This window comes from Amycolatopsis echigonensis, assembly GCF_002846615.1.
Taxonomy (GTDB): Bacteria; Actinomycetota; Actinomycetes; order Mycobacteriales; family Pseudonocardiaceae; genus Amycolatopsis; species Amycolatopsis echigonensis.
The window spans coordinates 179,548-196,880 of sequence record NZ_PJMY01000001.1; the positions used below are offsets into that span (position 1 = coordinate 179,548).

Genomic DNA, 17,333 nt, shown 5'->3' on the forward strand with positions numbered 1-17,333 from the left:
GTACGCCCCTCCGACCCGCCACCGAACGAATCCCCCACCGGCGAATCCCTCTCGAAGTACCGAACCGGAGCCCGGTCACGATGCCAACGAAAACCAGACACCGCCGCTGCCGCCCTTCGGAGACTGGGGAGGCCGCGCGTCCTTGCTGGGCATCAGATTTCGGTGACGGCACGGAGCGCCGTGGTCCGATACCTCACGCTGAGCACGCCGTCGGCGGCCAACGTGCCGAGCGTCCGGCGCACTTCCTCGAGCACGCGGGCGCGGCGGTTCGCGGGCATGGTCAGGACGTAGGACCGCGACGCGAGCTGGTCCACCAAAGACTCGACCGACACCGATCTGTGCTCGCAGAACTCGGCGCGCGCGGTGGGGCCGAACCATTGACGGTCAAGCACGATCTTGTCGTCGAACTCGTCGCCGGTCAGGCCCGCACTGCGCCGGACGTCCGCGAACACCTGCTGGACCGGATCAACGGAGTCGATCGGGTTCCACAGCAGAGTGACGCTGCCGCCCGGTGAGAGGACACGCGCGATCTCCTGATCGGCGTCCGGGCGTGCGAACCAATGAAAGGCCGCGCCGACCACGACGGCATCCACGGACGAGTCGGCCAATCCGGTGTGTTCCGCCGTGCCCACCCGGGTGACCACGCCTGGCAGCTTCGAACGCAGGCGCTCGAGCGAGTCAGCAGACGGATCGACCGCGATGACAGTGCCGGCCCGGCCCACCAGCGCGGCGGTCAGCTTTCCGGTACCCGACCCCAGGTCCAGCACCGTGCCAACCGGCTCGGGCAGTGCGTAGTCGAGCGCGTCACGCGGATATCCGGGCCGCACCCGGTCATAGAGGTCAAGCGCAGCGTTGAACGCTTGGGCCGCCTGCTCAGTCATGACACCTCCACGTCGGTGTTCCCGGACAGACGCCGTCGGCGCCGCTGATGAAGTGCGAGAGCGAACAGCATCGCACCGATCAGAACCCATGGCGTCCACAGCATCAGCCGCCAGCGGACGACCAACCAGTCGTCGGCGTTCAGGCGGGCCGAGGAGATGCCGCCCGCCTCGTACAGAAGATCCTGCCCCAGCGTCGGCACAGCGCGCACGACCAGCAGCACCGCTGCGGTCCATCCCGCCACCCCGCTGCCAACCCCGCCCAACGCGACGCGCCAGTCGAATGCTCCGGCGCGGCCGCACGAAACATCGGCTCTCCACTCATGGCATCGGCCCTTATCGAGGATGGCGTCCGATCTGCCAGCCGCCGAGGTCGACCGCCCCACAGCCGCCCGGACGGTCAGGTCGGGCCGTGCGAGATTGCCGCAGAACCCGCGACACCCGATGCCCATACCCAGGATCACCTTGTCATCGTAGTTGTCGTTCGCGCCTTCCGTGACGCGTTTCAGGGAAAAGTGGACTTGAATTCCCCTGCCGATGACGGGAATGCCGCGTGCCTCGGTGCCGCAGACTCGTCGACGAGGAAACGGGAATCGCCGGATGATTGAGGGTTTTCACCCTGTACTGGCTGGGCGAGAATGCCCGAATCAGCCGAACTGGCTGACACGGTAAGCGTGACCGCAAGGAGGCTGGTCCGGTGCCCGATAACTCGTCGTCGGCGATGACCCGCTTCGATCCCGGTGCGCTTGCACGGACGCAGCCTCCCGGCGGGCTGCACTACCTTGCTCATGCCGTCCAACCGGCAGTCCCGGTTCGCGCGAGGTGCAGATCGCGTTTTCCGGCCGGGTCGCTGGCCCCGCGATCGGCTGGAGGTTCTCACGACCGAGGTCGTAATCGCACTAGCGATGTCGTACGGATGCCGTATACGACATCGTCAGGGAGATTCTCTTTACCCGCAACGGATGATTACCGGATCGGCGTTCGGTCGTTTGCCCACGCGGCCCAGACCTCAACCACGACCGTGCGTGGCCTGACGGAAGATGATCGCGGCTCCGAGCGCGGAGGCGGCGGGCACGAACAGATCGCCGGACCCCGTTCGCTCGAGCGGGAACCCGTTGTTCCGCAAGAGTTCCTCGGTGCGTGCGATATTCCGCACGGCGACCGCGTAGGCGACGAAGGCAGGCAGGGCGGCCGCGTGTTCCCCAGGCAGGAACGTGGCGAGGTCGGATTCGGGCAGGATGACCAACCTGGCGCCGTCGAGGTCGAAGACCCGTGCCGGCCCGTCCGCTCGCGCCGGGCGACCGAGGTAGTCCTGGTACCGGGCTTCGGTTTCGACGAGATCGGCTCCGGCGACGCAAGAAACGACCTCGACCAAGTCGAAGGCGCCGTTGGGGTGGTCGGTCAGCCGTGCCGTCTGGGTCTGCGGGTCCAGGTCCGCGACGACGCCGACTCGTCCCTCCGGCACAGTCGCCGACCTCGCCGCCGGCTCGCCGCTGTCGATCTCCAGGAAACGGATCGGCTCGACCCGAGTCCCACCGCTGGCCTCGATCGGGCGCCCGACGGTGGTCACCCCGCCGTGGCCCACCCCGGCCGCACGCAATCGAGCGGCGACGGCGTCCACATCGGGAGCGGAGAACATGAGAATGTGCAGGCCTTCGAAACGGTCCAGGCGTTCGGCGACCATGTCGCCGGCGTTGACGATCCGGTCCCGGATTTCCGCCAGCGCCTCGGCAGGGGCCTGCAGCGGCACGATCTTGGCGTCACTGGGGATCCGGCTGTCCTCGCCCTCGCGCACGCAGGTCACGAGTTCGACGAAGTTGCGCGGGAACTCGGCATGGGTGTTCGCCGCTCCGACCGGCACGGGCGCGCTCCCGTCGCGCGGGGGCAGCGCGGGGTAGGCCGGGGCAGGCAAGCTGAAGCCGAGCCGTCGGTAGAGCGCGAGCGCCTCGATCATGTCGCTGACGATGTGGCCGACGTGGTGCAGGTGCCCGATGTCGTGGCTCATGCCGAGCACCGTAAGATAGCTCGACCAGCTGGTCAACCTAACTGCGGTCACGTACCGTCAGCCCGGTGAACACCGAGCGCGCTGACGGCAGGAGCCTGCGTTACCAGCACCGACGGCCGGAGTTACTGGACAACGTCGCCGACTACGCCCTGGCGCATGGCGTCAGCGGCCTGTCGATGCGGCCGCTGGCTAATGCGATCGGGGTCAGCCATGGGACGCTGCTGCACCATTTCGGTTCCAAGGAGAACCTGCTCACCGAGGTGATCGAGCTGCTGCGCCAACGACTGGCCGACGCTGCTGCCCTGGCCGGATCACCGCCCGGCCTGGCTAACTTGACCTGCTGGTGGCGGTCGACGACCACCGCGGACAAGCTCGCCTTCTATCGGCTGCTGTTCGAGGTGCACGCGCTGGCCGTGCGGGAGCCCGAGCGCTACGCGCGCTTTCTCCACCAGGTCGTCCACGACTCGCTGACGCTGATGGAAACCATCGTCGCGGCGGAAGGCTGCCCAGCTGAGCAGGTGCCCCTGGTGGCCTCGATGGTCGTCGCGCAGGCCAGGGGTCTGCAACTCGACCTGACCGCTACCGGCGACCGAGAGCGCGTCGACCGCAGTTTCGCGTTGTTCGTCGACATGATCACCCAGCTCAAGCAAAGCTGGCCCCGCCCCCAGCAGCCTTGACCAGCCCCCTGACCCGGTCGTCACCGCTGTCGCGCACGTTTCCGCTGAAGAGGCGACACGACACCGAGACCCGCGGGCGGGTCTGCGCGGCGGCAGGAAAGACGCCCACTGTGCGCCCATGAGTTGCTCTCCCTGCCGTCCACGTTGACCAGCGGGAGCAGCACCCTTCCTCGACGAACGCCCGGAGGACGGCAACCACAGGGCACTGCTTTGCCCGCCGGACCACCATGGCTGCCGGCGTGATCCGTACGCGGTGATAGGCAAGGCCTCATGGTCTGATCACGTCTTCGGTGGTTGTCGTCCCCGGTTCCCCGTCTTAACTTGACCTTTGTTCGAAGGTGAACGGAGACAAGTGCGATGACGCGTCATGCCGAGCGGCTCGGCGTCGGCCGGATCGTCGGCCTCGAGCGGGCCGGCTCGGGCGGCTACCTCGGCCAATGCCACAGCGGCAGGGTGCGCACCCGCGGCTACGGCGGTGCCGTCCTCGCGCACGCGCTGGCTGCCGCGGGGGACACGGCGGAGGCGGGGCGGGGTCCGCACTCGCTCCACGCGTACTTCCTGGCCTCCGTCGATCCGGCGGTTCCGGTCGGGTTCGAGGCGGCATCGCTGCGGGCGGGACGGAACTACTCGGTCGTGCGAGTCGAGGGGACCCAGAACGGACGGCACGTCTTCACCATGACCGCGTCGTTCAAGCAAGCCGAGCGCGATGCGTACCTACGGCACGTGAGCCTCCCTGCCGGTATCGCCGCGCCCGAGGACTCTCCCGACGGATTCGCCGGCCGAGAGTCGGATTGGCCGGTCAGGGGAACGCTCGAATACCGCGAGGCGGGGCCGCTGCCGGGTGCGCTGCCCGGCGAGCTGGCCCGGGCGAGCTGGTTGCGCACCTGCGAGAACCTCGGCTCCGATGCCGTCGCACAGGCATGCGGGCTCGCCTACCTGAGCGACGTCAGCCTCTCCCCGACCGCTTTCGGCTGGCTGGCCGGGCGAGCCCGTCCCGAGGGCGCGGTGCTGGCCTCGCTCGACCACGCCATGTGGTTCCACACCGACCTCCGCGAGCTGCGCAGCCACGAATGGCTGCTCTTCGTTCAGCGCAGCCGGATCGAGTCCGACGGGCGAACCTTCAACCGCGGCCCGTACACCAGACCCGCGAGCACCGGGGCCAGCAGCAGGAACCACGGCCCCAGCGCCGGGAACCACGAATGCGCCGCCCGCCCCGCGTCCGAATAGTCCGCGTGCCCGGAGAACACGTGCGTGAACGTGGTGATCAGCCACCGGAACACCACCGCGCCCAGCCCCGCGCCCGCCCCGATCAGCACCGCCAGCCCGACCAGCCCCGCGCGGCTCTCCCGCACCCACCGGCCCACCGGCGGCCGCACCGGAACCGGCAGCCCGCGTTTCCCCGCACCATCGCCCGTCACCACCGTTGCAGTATGCAACAATTGCGTACGGACAGCGTTGCGGGATTCCTCACATCCCCCGCGCGGCACCGGCCGCCCGGCGCGCCTCCGCGCGCTGCCGGTAAGTCAGGACCGCGCTGGTCAGCCCGAGAATCAGCAGCAGGACACCGCACACGACGTCGTTCGCGAACGCCCGCCCGGGATGCCCGGCCGCCGAGAACACGAACGCGGTCCCGACGAGCCACCGCCCCGTCCGCTGTGACCGGTGCGGCCAGGTGCGAATGCGTCACCGGTCGCGCAGGTATTGCTCGCACACCGCGACCCACACGTCCCAGTCGGACAGCACCGCCGCGACCGCGAGACCGCGCTCGGTCAGCGAGAACTCCGTGTCCCGCCGCGGCTTCGCGTCCCAGCTGCCCGCGTCCGACCCGGCCCAACACGCTCACCGCCATCACCGTCAACGTCGACGACGCCGAAACCCGCGAACTCCAACGGCAATGGGAACAACGCGGCACCAAGATCCCGCTCAAGGTCATCGAATCCCCCTACCGCGAAATCACCCGCCCCGCCGTTGTCTCCTACGTCAAAAACCACGCCCGCACCAGCCCCCGCGACGTCGTCTGCGTCTACATCCCCAAATACGTCGTCGGCCGCTGGTGGGAAAACATCCTCCACAACCAAAGCTCCCTGCGGCTCAAAGGACGACTCCTGTTCGAACCCGGCGTCATGGTCACCAGCGTCCCCTGGCAACTCCGCTCCAGCCGCCACCGCGACCTCCAACGCGTCCGCCCCCTGCCCGGCGACCTCCGCCGCGGCGTCACCACCCGCCGCAGCTCCTGACCCGTCGCGAGGCCTTCCTTCGGGTCAGAGGACGAAGTAGCGCAGCCACAGATACGGCGCGGCGACGAGCACGGTGATAAGGCGATTCCTGGTCTAGCTGTTCCCCGCGGGTTGCGTCTGCTTGCGTAAGCCCGCGGGGCGCTTGTCGTCGAGTCCCACAGCATGCCGCGGCCTACTGACCAGCTCCTCGACCCGACCGTCCAACAGCCAGCTCCAATCGCAACATCACATTCCGGTCGAATACCAGGTGCCTAGACCAGAGAAGCGACAGCCTTGACGCCCTTCGCCTGAAATGCCCAGCAATGCTGGTCGCGCATGCGGTCGACGCCAGAGCGGGTCGTCTCGAGTGGCCGCCGCATCCGGCCGGGGCCGGCGAAACCGTGTCTCTGCCGGGTCAGCGACGACACCGCCCCAGGGCTAAGGACCCCCTGCCCGCACGCGCGACCGTGCCGAACATGCTCTTGCCCGCGATAGCGCTCGGGCAGCATCGGATCGTGCCGGCGCGGCGTCAGCGCACGGCGGGCCCCACCGGCCCGAGGACCCCGGTCTCCGTCCGGGCCCCCTCCTTGAGCTCGATGAACAGGGCATGGCTGTCGGTGTCGCCGATGTTGTGCCCGGCATGCTGCTGCGCGGCCAGCCAGCCGACCTTCCCCGCGGTCAGCTCCAGGTCGTGCGCGCTGTCGTCGGCGGCGTACATCCGACGGCGGAACGAGCTGAGCACGACCAGCACGCTGTCGGGATGCGCGTGGCGAGTGGTGCGGTCGCCCGGCTTGTCGGTGTATTCGAGCACGCGGACCCGCTCGTTCTCGAACACCACCTGGTAATGCTCGGGGTTCGTGACCGCAGGGTCCAGAGCGGCGGCCGAATCACTGGTCATGACTACCTCACCGAACAGGTTCGAGGTCCGCCCGGCGGACGCCGGACGCTCGGCCCCGCCGCCCGGCGCGCGGCTCAACGGGGCCGTCGCACCAGGAGCAGATGCCGCGACCACGAATTTTATTGCACGCATGCCTGCATGTAAATGAGTAGACTGGAACCATGCCGCGCCGCTACTCCATGCACACCCGCCGCCGCGCCAGCGAACAGGCGCGGACCCGCATCTTCGACGCGACCCTGGACGCCCTGGTCGCCTCCGGCGGCCAGCCAGTCACCATGCAGGAAATCGCCGACCGAGCCGACATGGCCCCGCGCACCCTCTACAACCACTTCTCCAGCCGCGACACCCTCCTCACCGCGGCGTTCACCCACCACACCGCCCAGACCCGCGGAGCCATCGAAGCACTCGGCCTGCCCGACGCCCCGCCCGAACACCAGCTGCAGCACATCGTCGAGGCCTACTACACCCGCTACGCACAAATGGGCCCCCGCCTCACCGTCCTGCTCGCCCAACGCGACGCACCAGAACTCGACGAACAGATCCGCGCGATCCGCCGATGGCGACGCACCCTCCTGACCAACGTCATCGAACGCGCCCGCCGAGACGGCAAACTCGCGATCTCCGCCCCGGCAGCCCTGGCCCTGACCTACACCCTCACCAGCCACGCCGGCTGGCAAACCCTGCTCGACACCCTCGACGGCGACACCGCAGCAGCCGCCCGCACCGCAACCGAGACACTGACCTCCGCACTCTTCCACCACAAACCCAACACCCCCCGGCATTGACACCCACCGCCACCCGTCCGACCGGCGCGCACCGCGACTGCCCGACCGGCTCGCCGAATGAGCCCGCGATCGGCCGCCGCGCAAACAGAACCACCGAAAGGGCAACTCTTCTCCGCGCTCGATCGAGAGATCCCGCCGCGCAGCTGCCTCACCCGCTCAAGCCGAGCCAGGCGGGGTCTCCGCGCAACCCGCGCGGCATCGTGATCGGCGGCACGCCCGCTGCCGCCACCCGAGCGTCGCTTAACGCTGGTCGCACCCCTCTCGCACGCCGGGTGATGCCCGTCTCGATCACCTCTGCCTGCTGGGCGTCGCTGTGGTCGGCCAGGGACTGCTGGTGCTGGAACACACGCCGCACCGTTTGGTCAACACCGGCGACGACGCGGCCTTCCTTGTGTTCCACCTCGGTCCCCTCGCGCCGCGGCCCGAACTCGGCCACGTCGGCCTGGAGGGTCCCGTCGCCGGGCAGGAGGTGCAGTCGTGACCGGCAGGAGAGTGGCGGTCACCGGGGTCGGGGTGGTCGCGCCGGGCGGGAATGGGGCCAAGGCGTTGGGGCGCTGCTGGTGGACGGACGCACCGCGACCCGGCGCATCACGCGTTTCGATGCGTCGTCGTTCCCCTCCCAGATCGCGGCCGAGTGCGACTTCGACCCGGGCGAGCGGGGCCCGACGGCCCGCCAGACCGGGCGGATGGACCTCTACGTGCAGTACGCGCTGGTCGCGGCCAGAGAGGCAGTTGCCAGCTCGGTCTGGACACACGCTGTGCCCTGTGCGGACTTCGGCATCAGCCGCGACGCGCGCGTCGTCGGTGAGGAACCTCAAGGCGCCCGCTCGTCGCCGGGGAAAATCGAGGCCGCTGCCCGGGATTTCGCGGGTGGCTGCTTGGTTGTCGTGACGGGCGGGTGTGGTGGTTCGCCGAGGCGGCTGCTTGGCCCGCCGCCTCGGCCGTTTTCGCGGCGTTTTCGTTGTGCAGCAGGGTCAGGCGGCGAGGATTTCGAGCGCGGCGGCATGCACCCCGGGGGCGGCGGCCAGGTAGCTTTCCGAGGTGATCTCCCACGGTTTGCCCTGGAGGTCGGTGACCACTCCGCCGGCCTCCAGCACCAGGAGGACGCCGGCGGCGTGGGCCCGGACGTTGTCGAACTGCCAGTGCACGTCCATCCGGCCCGCTGCGACTTGGGCGAGCTGGTGGCTGACCGGCACCGAGATCCGGACGTAGAGCGCCGCCTTGGACATCGCGGCGAACGCAGCGCCCGTGCGGTCGGCCAAGGTGACGGTCGTGCCGGGCTGAGCCTGGCCGGTGCCGGTCAGCGCGCCGTCGAGGGACTGCTTGTCCGAGACCCGCACGGGCACGCCGTTGAGGAAGGCGCCGCCGCCCTCGGTGGCGGTGAACATCTCGTCCAGCAGCGGGAAGTACAGCACCGCGAGCACCGGACGGCCGTCCCGGACCAGGCTCACCCCGATGTTCCAATCGGTCATCCCGTGCACGGCGTTGAGGTTGCCGCCCACCGGGTCGATCAGCCACCACTCGCCCTCGGGCAGCGGGCCGGAACCGTGCTCGTCGTTGAGCCAGCGCGCCTCGGGAACGATCTCGGCCAGCGCGGGTTCCAGCACGTCGACGACCGTCAGGTCATTGGCGCGCAGATCGGCGAGCAGTTCGGGCAGCCCCGGCTGGCGGGTGGCGGTGGAGTAGCGCTTCAGCAGCCGGGCGCCCGCCTGGCGGACAGCGGCGGTCGTGGCACGCACCAAATCCTGAGTCATGTACAGCTCCTGGAAGTCGATAATCCAAAAAAAAGGGGGGCGACTTACGGCGTCCCCGCCCGCGAGACCGGCTCCCTCAGCGCGGAGTCCTCCCGGGCATCGCCGCAAGCGAGGCGGAGTCAGCGGGCGAGGGAGACCGCGAACGGGGTGAAGCCGTGGCGGCGCAGGATGTGCGGGACGACGAGGATCATCGCTTCGGTGGCACGGGCGGTGCCAACGTCGCCGAGGTCCTCGATCCAGGCGGGCTGCCAGCCGAGGTCGCCGAGGAGGCCGGCGACGGTTTCCTTGGCCTGCTCGTCGTTTCCGGACAGGTAAGCGGTGGGCGGGGTGCTCAGTGCCGCGGGGGCGGTCATGACCATGAACAGCATCGTGTTGAGGGTCTTGACGACCCGGGTGCCAGGCAGTGCTTCCTGGAGCTGTTCCGCGAGGCTGCTGCCGGGGTAGCACAGGTCCCCGGGCAGACCGTCGGCCGCGTCGACGGTGGCGTTGGAGACATCGATGAGGATCTTGTCCTCGAGTTCGTCCCGCAGGGCGGTGAGCCGCTGCAGCGCGCTGTCGCCGGGGGTCGCGTTGATCACGACGTCGGCGGTGCGGGCGGCGGCGGCGTGATCGGCGTAGCGGATCTCGGTTCCCTCCGCGGACGGCGTGCTGGGCGCCTCGTCGTTCTCCCGAACGCCGAGGGTGACCTGGTGGCCTGCCGCGGCGAGGGCGCGGGCGAGGCTGGTGCCGACGCGGCCAGCGCCCAGGATGCCAATGCTGGTCATGACGGAATGCTCCTTGTGCTCTCTTGGTTTTGGATGGTCTCGGTGGTTCTGGTGGGTGACGGTCAGGTCGAGGCCCGGGCGTCGAGCGGCTCGCGCAGGACAGAGAGGACCGTCGCGTCGTTCGCGCGAATCTCGCCGACGACCTCCGCCGGACCCTCACGCAGGGTGAGACCGGTGCTCTCCAGCCCCGCGGACCCGAGCCCGGCGTCGAGGGCGAAAGGCATGGTCGTGCTCATCACGTACTCCCTGGATTCCTTCGCGAGCAGGGCACCTGTGAGTGCTCTTTCCGGCCCCGCACCACCAACGTAAAGACGTCTTCCATTAACAGCAAGTGCATGGTCGACACTTGAATAGTTACCGCCATGCAATTGGATTCTGGTGCCGCTGCGCCTGGCCTTCATGCCCCCAGGCCCATCGGCGACCCGGTCGCAGCCGCCTCGGTGATCTCGACGCGATCTCGCCGGCCTCGGAACTCCACTGCGAAGTTCGCGCCCAGCGCCCCGGCCAGCGCCCCCGCGACCGCCGTGATGGCGGCGAACCGGGATCCGGGACCCGGCGTCGCCCGTGCGAGGTGCGCGCCGATCCCGATCAGCAGCGCCGCGCCCGGCACCACCACGACCGGAGCGGCGACGAACCATCCCGGCGCGAGCGCCCAGGCGAACAGCACGCCCAGGAACCAACCGGCCAGGCCGAGCGGCACCATCGTCCTGGTATAAGCCATGCGCCCATAAAGTTACTGCTATGCAACTGGATTTGAACCTGCTCACCGCGCTCGACGCGCTGCTGGAAGAGGGCAGCGTGGCCGGGGCCGCGGCGCGCCTGCACGTCACCGCGCCCGCGATGAGCCGCTCGCTGGGGCGGATCCGCAAAGTCACCGGCGACGAGATCCTGGTCCGCTCCGGACGCCAGATGATTCCGACCGCGCGCGCGGTGGCCATGCGAGCCGAGGTCCAGACCCTGGTGCGGCAGGCTCACCAGTTGCTGTCGCCTCATGCGGAACTCGACCTGGCCACGCTGGAGCGGGTGTTCACCGTCCGCTGGCACGACGCCCTCACCACCGCCTGCGGCACGGAACTGATCGCCGCGGTGCACCGGCAGGCCCCCGGTGTACGGCTGCGTCTCACCGCCGAACCCGGCGACGACACCCCCGAACTGCGCCGCGGCGAAGTCGACCTGGCGTCCGGCACGGAGCCTCCGTCGCTGCCCGACATCCGCCACCACCTCGTCGGCCACGACCGGCTCGCCGTCGCCGTCCGCCCTGATCACCCGCTGGCAGGACAGCCCGTGACCATCGAGCGATACGCAGCGGCTGATCACCTCACGGTCTCCCGGCGCGGCCGCCTGCGGGACCAGATCGACGACGCGCTGACCGCGCTCGGCCACGAACGCCGCGTCATCGCCTCGGCCCCCACCTCGGCCACCGCGCTGCAACTCGTCACGGAGACCGACGTCGTGGTCACGTTGCCCGATGCGGCCACCCGCGCCGCCCGCGACCAGCTCGGCCTGATCACTCTGCCGCTGCCGCTCGAACTCCCCGAAGTGCCCCTCCATCTGCTCTGGCACCGGCGACACCACAACGACCCCGCCCACCGCTGGCTGCGGGAAACAGCCATTCGCACCCTGCACAGCCTTTTCACCCCGTAATCCGCAACCGACCGGCGGAGCGAGCCGCGGATCATGCACAGAGCTGTAAGCTGACGAACGCGGTCGCACGCTGGAATGCGGGGTCCCCGCAAAGGGATCGCTGATCCGGCTTGCCGAGCCTGCCAGATACGCAAGGCCCCGTCCGAGCTAGCCGCGAAGCCGCCCACGGCAACCAGCTCGGCGGTCCCGCGAAGGCGGCCAAGGCGGTGCTCAAGGTCATCTCTAACCTGAACCCCTGGCCCATCTCCTGTTGGGCTCCGACGCGCAGCGCTTCTCGCGAATGGGCGCAAGGCGGTGGACGACGAGAGCGCCCAGTGAGCCAAGCTGACCCGCTCCACGGACCTCGCCGACGGCGCGCAGATCGCCGGCTGACGCCGGAGGCAGCGACCATCATCGGTCACCACCCTGCCGCACAATGCTGCCTAGCCGGGTGCCGTCCGCATGAGCCCGTCCGTCATCCAGCAGCGAGTACGCACCGAGCGTGATCGCTGGCCCGAGCCGGGTTCAGCGCTCCGGGGCGGCGGGTGGCGCGACAACTGAGGTGAAGGCGGCGGCCAACGACGCACCAAGGGTCGCCGGATCGCCGAGATAGCCGTTCACCATCGCTCCGTCGCGCAGGATCATCAACTGTCTGGCGACCATCTGCGAGTCCTTGATCCCGGCATCCGCGGCGATGTCGGCGAACTCGGCGAGCATCCAGCACCGGTGTGCATCCACGGCGCTTCTGACCGGATCGTCGGGATCGGAGAACTCCGCTGCTGCGTTAATGAACGCACACCCCCGAAAGCCGGGCTTGCAGCTCACCGCCCCGATATCGGTGGCCAATGCGCGCAGTGAGCCGACCGGGTCGTCCTTGCGACGCACTCCCTCCATCCAGGCCCGTTCAGCGGCTGCCTGTTCCTCAAGATAGGCCACCACGAGCACACTCTTGGTGCGGAAGTGACGATAGAACGTCACCTTGGTGATCCCGACCTGCTCGATGATGCGGTCCGCGCTTGTCGCACGGACCCCGTCGGCATAGAACAACTCGCTAGCGACCTCGAGGATGCGCGCCCGCGTCGCAGCTCCGGATCTGCCTCGCGTCGCGGCCCCCCGAGCTGCCGGCGATGCATCCCGCGATCCGGCATCGCTGGCCAGCTTGTTGTCGTTCATGTTCTCCTCCGGTCCGCCAGCTCCGGCTGCCGGTCCCGCTCCGTCAACCTGGGAGCATAAGCTACTTGCGGGAGTCCGGGCTGCAGCCTCACGTCCTCATGTAGACGTACCAGTAACCCTTGTAGCGCCGACGCGATGTTGGCGACGATCGTCTTTACATCGGGTCAGTGCGCGTCGAGCGACCCGCAGAGCTGATTGAACGCCGCCATATGGGCCTCCCCAGCTCGCCGCTTGTGCGCACAAGAGCGCCCAATGCGGCGGCGTATCCGGAGCACGGGGGCGGCCGGACGCAGCCGGCGGGTACGGACCTGCAGGCAGTCGCCGATCACCACGGCGCCGCCGGGCTCGCCCTTGGAGCCGGAGAGGACTTCGGGCGTCCCGCCATACCTTGATCGCGTTCGGCTTGACCGGCACCACCGGATACCCGGCTTCCAGCATGGGACCGACCAGCCGCGCGTCGGAACAACCGATCGCGATGCCTATCGGCATGGGCTCACCCGCCCAACGTCGCGTGATCGCGTTCCGGGAGCACATCGCGCCCACTTGTCTAGGGCTCGTGTCAGCAACCTTCGCCCGACCTATTCCCGTCGGGCCGAACACGATCAAATCACCGGGGGTCCGGCTCACGGACGGACCGACAGCCCACAGCGAGTCTGCCCACAGAACTCGCTTTTGTGGCGGGAACCGCTGTCGACTACGCTAAGGTAGACGTACTAGTAAGTATCGGTCGTTCGCCGACACCGCTCGACGGGATCGCGCGCTGGAATCAACTCCGCCCCGGTCCCTTCGCCACGGCTGCTCACACGGCAGGACGACGCCCTCATGCCAGGAAGGACCAAGAATGGCATCTCCCTCCGGTGTCTCCGAAGAGTTCGCCGCTGCACTCCGCGCGTCGGCTGAAGAGACTGAGAAGCGCAATCGCCTCACCCCCGTAAGCATCGATGCGCTCCGGCGCACTGGCGCCTTCGCACTGCGGACACCGCGCCCTAGCGGCGCAGATGCCACCCCGCTCGAGGTTGCCGAGCGCCTCACGGCGCTCGGACGCTCATGCCCGTCCGCCGCGTGGGTCGCCGGCACCTGTGCGACTACGAAGAGTCTTTTCGCGAAGAACTTCGGCGAGGATGCGCCCGAGGAGGCATTCAGCAACCCTGATGCCTTGGCCTGCGGCTCGGGCGTCCCCAGCGGTACGGCAACCCGAGTCGGCGACAACGTCCACATCAACGGCCGGTGGGCCAACATCTCCGGTTGCGAGGACGCCGACTGGGCCTCGGTCGCAGTGATGGCGGACGGCATCTACAGCTGGGCCTTTCTCCCGCTGGACCGGTTGAGGATCGAGCAGACCTGGGAAATGGCGGGCATGCGCGGGACCGGGAGCCACACTGCGGTCGCCGACGACGTCGTCCTACCGGCCCGTTGGGTCGTGTCCGGACAGGCGCCCGCGCGGGCTGATCAACTCGCCAGCGGACTCACGGTCCTCGCTCCGGTAGTCGGCGCGACGCTCGGCGCACTCGACGTGATCGGGAACATGTTCGCCTCCGACCGCACGCCGTTCATGTCGAACTACAGCCGGATGGCCGACTCCGACGGCGCACGACACTGGCTCGCTGAGGCAGACCGGCTCACCCATCGAGCCGAGAGGACGATGCTTGCGGTGGCGACTGCCATCTCGGGGGACACCGCGGTCGGCGACGCCGCGGCGACCCGAGCCGCCGCCGATCTCGCCGACGCCGCCCGCGACTGCCGCGCCGCCGTGGACCTCATGCTCGATCTGCACGGCGCGTCCGGCTTCCGCACCACCAACGCACTGCAGCGCCTCTGGCGCGACGTCTCCGTCGGCAGCCGACACCCGCTGCTGAACCCCTACCTCGCAGTCGAACGCCTAGGCGTCATGACCACGACAACCAATCACCGGACCGACCACAGCAAGGCACCATGATCCGCATCCCACGCGTGCCCGACGAGCGAAGCGATCCGTACGTACTACACAGTGCGCCCGGACGGTCTCCAGATCTCACCGACGCGGTCCTCCCGCATCCGGCGACGACCGCCCGGCAGGACGCGGCACCTAGCAGGTGTTTGCACGCAGGAACTCGCTGGCCCGAAGACGATCCGCGTCACGGAGAGGCTGGCGTAGCCAGGTGATCCTCGACGTCCGATGCCGACGATAATTCGTCGCCCTCCGAAGCTCTCAACCGGCGCGAACCCTGTCGCCTGCCACGAGTATGGGACCGCCGTTTTCCACGAGTCAGGGACTATCTCGGGCCGACGGTCGCGGGCCGTGTGTTGATGGTGGTCCAGGAGGTGGAAAAGGCCAACTCTGGCTGTCGTCGTCCCGGTCGGGGAGGGTGGCGATGGTGGGCTTCTGTCGTTGCCGTTAGCTCTCGACTTCGATGACGAGCTCGAACGCGGCGGACTGGAACGGGTCGATCGCGGACTGGGCCAGCAGCGGGTCGGCCGTCATGGCGAGGATCTCGGGCGGTTCCCGGTTGGAGGTGATGATGGTGGAGGCTTCCCGGTGACGTTCCACGATCAGCTGGTAGAAGTCGTTGGTCTGCAACGCATCCAGCGGATGCGGGGCAAGGTCGTCGAGGATGAACAGCTCGGCCCGGTGCGACCCCGACCGGCCCCATGACGAGGACGTTGCAGGAGTCGGCGAGGAACCGCAGCGAAGTCAGCTCGGCCCACAGTTGCCGGTCGTAGGTCACCTTCGTCGACTCGTCCCAGACGTCCAGGTGCTTCCCCGGTTCCAGGTGCGCGGTCTTCGCGCGGACCAGCGCTGACTGGCGATCGCGGCGGGCGACCTCGTCGGCGAGCAGCATCTCGAGGAAGTCGTGATGCGGCAGGTGTTCGCCGCGGGCCAGCGCGAGACGTTCGGGCAGGGTGTCGAGCAACCGGCCGAGCTTCAGGCGCCGCAGCAGTGCCTTGAGTTCCGCAGTGACCTCGATGGGTTTGGCGGTCGTGTTCCGGGCCGTGGCGGCGCGGCTGGCTGAGCTCATGAGGGCCTCCTGACGGTGAGGTCCTTGCTGTCACGGCCAAAACGGCTCGCATTGCCCAGCGGAACCGCTGGCGCTGTGACGGGCTGGCCGTCGAGGCCGCGGGTAAGCATGCGGTCGATCGGGCCGACGTTGATCGCCTCGGCCTCCAGGGCGCGCCCGCAGGCTTCGTCGACCGCGTCGGCTCCGTGCCGGCGGACCAGACCGAGCAGTCGATAAACCTGCCGCATTTTGGTCCAGGGCAACGGATTTTCCAGCAGGGCGGTGGCGTAGGCGGCGATGTTCTCACCGTGCGCTGCGGCGCGGCGGTGCAACGCGTCGAGGCCTCGCATGGCGTAGGCGGTCACCTCGCCGGGCAGGTCCGCCGGGTCGGTCCGCCGCCGCCCGGGCTGCTGATGCGGATGCACTTTGACCAACTGGCCGTGCCGGTAGAGCTTGACCGTCGTGCCGCAGGCGCGGGCCAGGATCCGTTGCCCGACAAGGTCACCCGGGCCAGAGCAGAGAGCCGGAGCGACCTCGATGTGCAGATCCGGCGCTACTTTCAGCCGCGTGCAGGACGGGATCACGAACCCGCCGACCGGCACCGGCAGCAACACCGGACGTTCCTCGGCCTCGAATACTTCACCTGGCCGCTGCTGGGTGGTGCCGTGGATGCGTGTCCCGGCGACCTCGGCGCACCAGGCGACCGCACGTTCACGGCAGTCGTCGATGTCGCGGAATTCTTCTCCGGCAAAGAAATTCGATCGGGCATACTAACCGCTCGACAAGTGGCTTGTCCCGCGGATGCCGGACCCTCGCCGGGTCGACCGCGAACCCGCGGTACTGGGCGTACTCGCGGAACGCGTCGTTCAAGCGCGGATCGACCGCGTCGGCCTGATCCACGATCGTCTTCAGGTTGTCCGGCACCACAATCGCGAACACGCCGCCGAAGAACAGCCACGCGGCCTCGAACCCGGCGACGACCTCGTCGAGGGTCTGCCGCAGCGTCGGATAGACGAACATGTGCCGCGAGTAGACCGCGGTGAAGATCAGCCCCTGCACGACCCGCCGCCGGCCGGTCGCCGGGTCCGGGACCAGCCCGAGCCGCCCCCACCGGCGATCATCCGGGCAGGGTCCGCCTCGCGGAACGCCGATCCGCACCCGCTTGCTCCTGAACACGTTGCACCGCAACGCTATCGACGAATATTCCTTAATGGACTTTTCCTGATTCGCGTCCCGTCGACGAATCACCGGGACGTCGTCGATTCCTTTCAGTTCTTCATCAGTGCCGCATTCGGCGCGACGTCGTCATGCTTGAAAACCAACGTAAGGACACTCATGCGTTTTTCTCCGCAACGACGTCGACCTCGGCTACGTGGCCGAGCTGGTTGAGCGCGACCTCGCGCTGCGGGCACCTGTGGATGCCTTGGCGCATATGACGATCGGCGACGACGACCACTGGTACGGTGGCGGAAACGCGCGTGAGCACCTCGACGACGGAGAACCCCGCCACGGCGACGCGTCCAGACTCCCGCCGTTCATCACGCGGGGCCCTGCTCGATGTCCTCGCCTACCCCGGGGTCGACGC

21 protein-coding genes and 2 pseudogenes are annotated in these 17,333 nt (G+C 68.7%); 8 read left to right on the top strand and 15 right to left on the bottom strand.

Features of this window, described 5'->3' with window-relative positions:
• Positions 1 to 152 precede the first annotated feature (152 nt).
• From ATK30_RS00780 to ATK30_RS00785, 3 genes are all read right to left on the bottom strand, one after another.
• On the bottom strand, positions 153 to 881 hold the full coding sequence (locus ATK30_RS00780; protein WP_158242419.1) for a class I SAM-dependent methyltransferase: 729 nt from the start codon (positions 879 to 881) through the stop codon (positions 153 to 155).
• A complete protein-coding gene (locus ATK30_RS44925; protein WP_158242420.1) occupies positions 878 to 1,342 on the bottom strand; it encodes a hypothetical protein in 465 nt (154 codons plus the stop codon). The genes ATK30_RS00780 and ATK30_RS44925 overlap by 4 nt, the downstream gene beginning before the upstream one ends.
• Positions 1,343 to 1,887: 545 nt before the next feature.
• On the bottom strand, positions 1,888 to 2,883 hold the full coding sequence (locus ATK30_RS00785; RefSeq protein ID WP_101433799.1) for a VOC family protein: 996 nt from the start codon (positions 2,881 to 2,883) through the stop codon (positions 1,888 to 1,890).
• Positions 2,884 to 2,948: 65 nt separating this feature from the next.
• Here ATK30_RS00785 and ATK30_RS00790 point away from each other — a divergent pair, with 65 nt between their 5' ends.
• Positions 2,949 to 3,560 carry a TetR/AcrR family transcriptional regulator gene (locus ATK30_RS00790; protein ID WP_101433800.1) on the top strand — a complete coding sequence of 204 codons (612 nt, stop codon included), beginning with the start codon at positions 2,949 to 2,951 and terminating at the stop codon, positions 3,558 to 3,560.
• A 357-nt stretch (positions 3,561 to 3,917) separates the two neighbouring features.
• Positions 3,918 to 4,787 (top strand): acyl-CoA thioesterase, encoded by an 870-nt coding sequence (locus ATK30_RS00795; protein WP_101433801.1) that lies wholly within the window; start codon positions 3,918 to 3,920, stop codon positions 4,785 to 4,787.
• Positions 4,788 to 5,027: 240 nt separating this feature from the next.
• On the opposite strand, the gene ATK30_RS44930 is transcribed toward ATK30_RS00795, so the two are convergent.
• Positions 5,028 to 5,180, bottom strand: coding sequence for a hypothetical protein (locus tag ATK30_RS44930; protein WP_158242421.1), 153 nt, complete (start codon positions 5,178 to 5,180; stop codon positions 5,028 to 5,030).
• A gap of 197 nt (positions 5,181 to 5,377) precedes the next feature.
• On the opposite strand from ATK30_RS44930, the pseudogene ATK30_RS47620 reads away from it, so the two are divergent.
• A pseudogene (locus ATK30_RS47620) lies at positions 5,378 to 5,797 on the top strand (DNA-binding protein); the annotation flags it as partial.
• 508 nt (positions 5,798 to 6,305) lie between these two features.
• Here the strand turns inward: ATK30_RS47620 and ATK30_RS00810 are convergent.
• On the bottom strand, positions 6,306 to 6,806 hold the full coding sequence (locus ATK30_RS00810; protein WP_244194453.1) for a cupin domain-containing protein: 501 nt from the start codon (positions 6,804 to 6,806) through the stop codon (positions 6,306 to 6,308).
• Positions 6,807 to 6,835: 29 nt separating this feature from the next.
• Here ATK30_RS00810 and ATK30_RS00815 point away from each other — a divergent pair, with 29 nt between their 5' ends.
• Entirely contained in the window at positions 6,836 to 7,459 is a 624-nt protein-coding gene (locus tag ATK30_RS00815) for a TetR/AcrR family transcriptional regulator (RefSeq protein WP_101433803.1), read from the top strand.
• A gap of 334 nt (positions 7,460 to 7,793) precedes the next feature.
• Positions 7,794 to 7,940, top strand: coding sequence for a cupin domain-containing protein (locus tag ATK30_RS00825; RefSeq protein ID WP_416332575.1), 147 nt, complete (start codon positions 7,794 to 7,796; stop codon positions 7,938 to 7,940).
• Positions 7,941 to 8,433: 493 nt separating this feature from the next.
• Here the strand turns inward: ATK30_RS00825 and ATK30_RS00830 are convergent, their stop codons facing one another.
• From ATK30_RS00830 to ATK30_RS00840, 4 genes are all read right to left on the bottom strand, one after another.
• On the bottom strand, positions 8,434 to 9,213 hold the full coding sequence (locus ATK30_RS00830) for an inositol monophosphatase family protein (protein ID WP_101433805.1): 780 nt from the start codon (positions 9,211 to 9,213) through the stop codon (positions 8,434 to 8,436).
• A gap of 119 nt (positions 9,214 to 9,332) precedes the next feature.
• Positions 9,333 to 9,977 carry an NADPH-dependent F420 reductase gene (locus ATK30_RS00835; protein ID WP_101433806.1) on the bottom strand — a complete coding sequence of 215 codons (645 nt, stop codon included), beginning with the start codon at positions 9,975 to 9,977 and terminating at the stop codon, positions 9,333 to 9,335.
• 62 nt (positions 9,978 to 10,039) lie between these two features.
• The gene (locus ATK30_RS44935) at positions 10,040 to 10,213 is read right to left on the bottom strand and encodes a hypothetical protein (protein ID WP_158242422.1); all 174 of its coding nucleotides are present in this window, start codon (positions 10,211 to 10,213) and stop codon (positions 10,040 to 10,042) included.
• Between the two features lie 161 nt (positions 10,214 to 10,374).
• On the bottom strand, positions 10,375 to 10,698 hold the full coding sequence (locus ATK30_RS00840; protein ID WP_143271328.1) for a hypothetical protein: 324 nt from the start codon (positions 10,696 to 10,698) through the stop codon (positions 10,375 to 10,377).
• Between the two features lie 20 nt (positions 10,699 to 10,718).
• Here ATK30_RS00840 and ATK30_RS00845 point away from each other — a divergent pair, with 20 nt between their 5' ends.
• Positions 10,719 to 11,621, top strand: a complete 903-nt coding sequence (locus ATK30_RS00845) for a LysR family transcriptional regulator (RefSeq protein ID WP_101433808.1) — start codon at positions 10,719 to 10,721, stop codon at positions 11,619 to 11,621.
• 504 nt (positions 11,622 to 12,125) lie between these two features.
• On the opposite strand, the gene ATK30_RS00850 is transcribed toward ATK30_RS00845, so the two are convergent.
• Complete coding sequence (locus ATK30_RS00850; RefSeq protein WP_101433809.1) at positions 12,126 to 12,773, bottom strand: TetR/AcrR family transcriptional regulator; 648 nt, start codon at positions 12,771 to 12,773, stop codon at positions 12,126 to 12,128.
• 841 nt (positions 12,774 to 13,614) lie between these two features.
• Here ATK30_RS00850 and ATK30_RS00855 point away from each other — a divergent pair.
• Complete coding sequence (locus ATK30_RS00855) at positions 13,615 to 14,709, top strand: acyl-CoA dehydrogenase family protein (protein ID WP_101433810.1); 1,095 nt, start codon at positions 13,615 to 13,617, stop codon at positions 14,707 to 14,709.
• 438 nt (positions 14,710 to 15,147) lie between these two features.
• Here the strand turns inward: ATK30_RS00855 and ATK30_RS46790 are convergent, their stop codons facing one another.
• Both ATK30_RS46790 and ATK30_RS47205 read right to left on the bottom strand, forming a co-directional pair.
• On the bottom strand, positions 15,148 to 15,330 hold the full coding sequence (locus ATK30_RS46790) for a hypothetical protein (RefSeq protein WP_279629975.1): 183 nt from the start codon (positions 15,328 to 15,330) through the stop codon (positions 15,148 to 15,150).
• A 115-nt stretch (positions 15,331 to 15,445) separates the two neighbouring features.
• Positions 15,446 to 15,664, bottom strand: a pseudogene (locus ATK30_RS47205) (ATP-binding protein); the annotation flags it as partial.
• Between ATK30_RS47205 and ATK30_RS45520 the strand changes: the two are divergent.
• Positions 15,608 to 15,763 carry a hypothetical protein gene (locus tag ATK30_RS45520; protein ID WP_208637216.1) on the top strand — a complete coding sequence of 52 codons (156 nt, stop codon included), beginning with the start codon at positions 15,608 to 15,610 and terminating at the stop codon, positions 15,761 to 15,763. The pseudogene ATK30_RS47205 and the gene ATK30_RS45520 sit on opposite strands and share 57 nt — an antisense overlap.
• A gap of 2 nt (positions 15,764 to 15,765) precedes the next feature.
• On the opposite strand, the gene ATK30_RS00865 is transcribed toward ATK30_RS45520, so the two are convergent.
• From ATK30_RS00865 to ATK30_RS44940, 3 genes are all read right to left on the bottom strand, one after another.
• Positions 15,766 to 16,362 carry a hypothetical protein gene (locus ATK30_RS00865; protein WP_101433811.1) on the bottom strand — a complete coding sequence of 199 codons (597 nt, stop codon included), beginning with the start codon at positions 16,360 to 16,362 and terminating at the stop codon, positions 15,766 to 15,768.
• Positions 16,363 to 16,459: 97 nt separating this feature from the next.
• Entirely contained in the window at positions 16,460 to 16,906 is a 447-nt protein-coding gene (locus tag ATK30_RS00870; protein ID WP_143271329.1) for a DDE-type integrase/transposase/recombinase, read from the bottom strand.
• Between the two features lie 175 nt (positions 16,907 to 17,081).
• Positions 17,082 to 17,258 carry a hypothetical protein gene (locus tag ATK30_RS44940; protein WP_158242423.1) on the bottom strand — a complete coding sequence of 59 codons (177 nt, stop codon included), beginning with the start codon at positions 17,256 to 17,258 and terminating at the stop codon, positions 17,082 to 17,084.
• Between the last annotated feature and the right edge of the window lie 75 nt (positions 17,259 to 17,333).

Bases quoted from the DNA above. Each gene is read 5' to 3' on its own strand.
- ATK30_RS00850 (WP_101433809.1), bottom strand. From the start codon at position 12,773: ATGAACGACAACAAGCTGGCCAGCGATGCCGGATCGCGGGATGCATCG.
- ATK30_RS00785 (WP_101433799.1), bottom strand. From the start codon at position 2,883: ATGAGCCACGACATCGGGCACCTGCACCACGTCGGCCACATCGTCAGC.
- ATK30_RS00835 (WP_101433806.1), bottom strand. From the start codon at position 9,977: ATGACCAGCATTGGCATCCTGGGCGCTGGCCGCGTCGGCACCAGCCTC.
- ATK30_RS00855 (WP_101433810.1), top strand. From the start codon at position 13,615: ATGGCATCTCCCTCCGGTGTCTCCGAAGAGTTCGCCGCTGCACTCCGC.
- ATK30_RS00810 (WP_244194453.1), bottom strand. From the start codon at position 6,806: ATGCGTGCAATAAAATTCGTGGTCGCGGCATCTGCTCCTGGTGCGACG.
- ATK30_RS00815 (WP_101433803.1), top strand. From the start codon at position 6,836: ATGCCGCGCCGCTACTCCATGCACACCCGCCGCCGCGCCAGCGAACAG.
- ATK30_RS00845 (WP_101433808.1), top strand. From the start codon at position 10,719: ATGCAACTGGATTTGAACCTGCTCACCGCGCTCGACGCGCTGCTGGAA.
- ATK30_RS44935 (WP_158242422.1), bottom strand. From the start codon at position 10,213: ATGAGCACGACCATGCCTTTCGCCCTCGACGCCGGGCTCGGGTCCGCG.
- ATK30_RS45520 (WP_208637216.1), top strand. From the start codon at position 15,608: ATGCGGCAGGTGTTCGCCGCGGGCCAGCGCGAGACGTTCGGGCAGGGT.
- ATK30_RS00795 (WP_101433801.1), top strand. From the start codon at position 3,918: ATGACGCGTCATGCCGAGCGGCTCGGCGTCGGCCGGATCGTCGGCCTC.
- ATK30_RS00830 (WP_101433805.1), bottom strand. From the start codon at position 9,213: ATGACTCAGGATTTGGTGCGTGCCACGACCGCCGCTGTCCGCCAGGCG.
- ATK30_RS00780 (WP_158242419.1), bottom strand. From the start codon at position 881: ATGACTGAGCAGGCGGCCCAAGCGTTCAACGCTGCGCTTGACCTCTAT.
- ATK30_RS00840 (WP_143271328.1), bottom strand. From the start codon at position 10,698: ATGGCTTATACCAGGACGATGGTGCCGCTCGGCCTGGCCGGTTGGTTC.